Annotated in this window: 1 protein-coding gene; it reads right to left on the reverse strand. The window is 66.1% G+C overall.

All coding sequences use genetic code 11. The features are described 5' to 3' along the window. Nucleotides 1–690: 690 nt before the first annotated feature. The gene (locus tag BQ8420_RS09105; RefSeq protein ID WP_160049285.1) at nt 691–2052 is read right to left on the reverse strand and encodes an HNH endonuclease signature motif containing protein; all 1362 of its coding nucleotides are present in this window, start codon (nt 2050–2052) and stop codon (nt 691–693) included. Nucleotides 2053–2400: the final 348 nt, after the last annotated feature.

Below are 2400 nucleotides of genomic sequence, written 5' to 3' on the forward strand. Positions count from 1 at the left end.
CCCTTCCCCGCCGCGTGATTGTGGCCGTCTCCGCTACGCGCGTCAAGGTCGTCGCTGGGGCGGCTTCGCCGAGAGAGCGCTCCACCTTGACCCGCTTCGCTACGACGGCAGTTGGCGGCTATCGGGGAAGGGGGAGGTGGGGTCAGGGACCTAAAAGCCCTTCCGGGCCTTCGGCCCGGGCCCTAGCGGGCCGCCGGGCTTCGCCCGGTCCGGCCGCAGCCGGCCGAATCCCTACCCGGCCGTCTGGTGTTGTCGTTGAGCGCGTCGCCACTACGTGACGGGTGCGGTCACGAAGGGCCCGCTACAGGTGGAGCGGGTGGTGGGGCGCGTCCCAGCGGTGGCCGGCTCTGTGGGTCGGGACACCTCACCGGACAAGGGCGGTCCGATTACTCCCCAGCACCGGTGCGGTGCCGGTACCCGCAGCAGTATCGGTGCCGGCATGTGCGCCAGTACCGGTGCGGGGGTGCATGTGCTGGCGAGACCCCCAATGGGAGCCACCTTGGCCACCGGATATGGCTCTGGGTGGGGGGTTCGGTGTGCGGGCATGGCTGTATCCCCACAAGGCATGGCCTTTGGGGTCTGACACCCAACCGGGGGGTGTTTTCGTGTGGTGATGGAGCGGGGAGTTCTGTCCCGGGTTTTGATCATGCGGAGCGGGGCGAGGTTTTCGCCTGGTCAAAGTGCGTGGTGTTAGAGGGCGGTGGCTGGTGCTGGGTCACCCTCACCACCCTCGTCCCCGCCGGTCTCAGCTTGCTGGCGGTTCTGGGTGTGGTGGTGTTCCCAGATCTGCTGGTTCGCCTTCACCTGAAGGCGGTGCTTGAGCCGGTTATGGGTCGAGCAGAGCAGCTGCATGTTGTCCGAGCTCGTGGCCCCGCCGTGGGAGAAGGCGATGATGTGGTCGAACTGCGACCAACTACGCGGCATATCGCAGCCCTCGTGCCACTCGCAGTGGAACTCCTTGTAGCCCGCCGCCTGGCGTACGGGGTCGGGGGCGCAACGGTGCTTCTGGCCCACGTCGAGCAGGGTTTTGCCTTCGGCGTCGGTCAGGAACCTGCGCAGCCAGCTTTTGGGGGTGAGGCGGGAGATCATCTGGTCGGGGATGACCACCCCGTCCTCGGTGACAGCGGGTTCGGCGGTTTGGTCGCCGAGGTAGCGCTTGAGGGGCACGGTGATGTTCAACGTGACCACCGGCTTCGGCGCTTTCGCGCACTTGCGGTGGGCCAGGGCGGTCTCGAAGATGCGCATCATCGCGTCATAAGTGCGCTGATGCTTCGGGACGGCGGCACTGTCCGGACCGTAGGGTTCGGTGTAGGCGTCCAGGGCGGCCTGGATCAGTTGATTGTCTGCCCCCGGCCCCCACATGCGGAGCAGGAATCCGCCTTCGAAGGTGGGCGAGAATTGGGCGCCACGGTTGTCGAAAGTCTCGTCGTAGTCCCGGTCGGCTTTATCGGGGTCCAGTTGGGCGACGAACCATTTCGCCGCGTCCCGCAACTGCCGCACCGACGCCTTCGGGCATTCCTTCTTATAAGCGATCAGCCCGAACTCCAGGCGGGCCCGGAAACCCTCTACGTCGGGGTGCTGCGCCCGGAAGTCCTCATCGGCTGAGTCCAGGACCTTGGCCCAGTCGGTCACAGCCTTGTCGGTGGAGGTCGCGATCGCACACGCCTCACCCAACGACAGGGTGCTGTCCCCAAACGCCTCGTCCACCAACGGCAGCTGCTGGCGGTGCACGGCCCGGGCCAGGGTAGCCAGGTTGCCGGCCTCGGCGGGGGTGGTGCCCCACTTGTGGGTGAGCCAGGCCTTGATGGTGTTCTGGCCACCCTCTTCGAGCAGGTCCCCGGAGGCTTCCATGGTGGCCAGGTCGCCCAGCAGAAGGTAGGTGGAGCGCTCCATGTCGCGGTGCAATCCCACCGATTGTTCCAGTCGGCTTTTCGCGCAGCCGGGCGGGATGGGGGTGGTGAAGATATCCTCGATCTGCTTGCGCACACCCGCCATCGCTTTCTCGACCGGGGTGGCCCCGGTCGAAGCGGTGTGGGTGTCGAAGAAGCGCATACTCCGATTATATGCCAATGCCACAGAGAATGGCAGGCCTACTTCCGGGTATATTGCTTTCTTTTCCCAGGGTGCTGGGATGCCTATCATGGAATGGCGCCTGTTGTGGGTTATCCACAACCCTTTTTTCGTGGCTGCCATTCCCCCCACCGGAGCCGGCCACCGCTGGGACGCGGCCCACCTTGTGAGCACCTGTAGCGGGCCCTTCGTGACCCGACCCGTCACATAGTGGCGACGCGCTCAACGAGAAGACGAGACGGACGGGTAGGGATTCGGCCGGCTGCGGCCGGACCGGGCGAAGCCCGGCGGGCCGAAGGCCCGGAAGGGCTTTTGGGTCCCTGACCCCAC

The organism is Nocardiopsis sp. JB363 (genome assembly GCF_900143625.1).
Taxonomy (GTDB): domain Bacteria; phylum Actinomycetota; class Actinomycetes; order Streptosporangiales; family Streptosporangiaceae; genus Nocardiopsis.

Excerpts from the sequence above, each read along its gene's own strand:
- BQ8420_RS09105 (WP_160049285.1), bottom strand. The coding sequence starts at position 2,052 with ATGCGCTTCTTCGACACCCACACCGCTTCGACCGGGGCCACCCCGGTC.